Source organism: Xenorhabdus innexi (assembly GCF_002632485.1).
In the GTDB taxonomy this organism is placed as follows: domain Bacteria; phylum Pseudomonadota; class Gammaproteobacteria; order Enterobacterales; family Enterobacteriaceae; genus Xenorhabdus; species Xenorhabdus innexi.
This window is the reverse complement of sequence record NZ_NIBU01000299.1, coordinates 1-220: the sequence shown is the minus strand read 5'-3', so window position 1 is coordinate 220 and position 220 is coordinate 1. Positions and strand designations below refer to the sequence as shown.

Here is a 220-nt window from a genome sequence, read left to right as displayed (position 1 = left end):
CACAAACTCCGGTTTGCTCTGGATATCCGCCCCGTTCTTTGCTTTTTCCAGACGACTGTTGGCGTTGTCGTTGACGGCATTCAGAGCGGCGTTAGTGGCGTAGTCGCCTATGTCCTGTTTTGTGTTGAGGGCATCGGTGATCGATTTCGCAATGCCGATAGCGTCCACAAATAACATCCACTCATTTTGTGAGTTATCCGGTTGCTGTCCTCGCGTCTGC

At 51.8% G+C, this 220-nt stretch carries 1 pseudogene; it reads right to left on the bottom strand.

Annotation, left to right across the window (positions count from 1 at the left end):
- Window positions 1–220: pseudogene (locus Xinn_RS22375) on the bottom strand (phage tail protein); the annotation flags it as partial.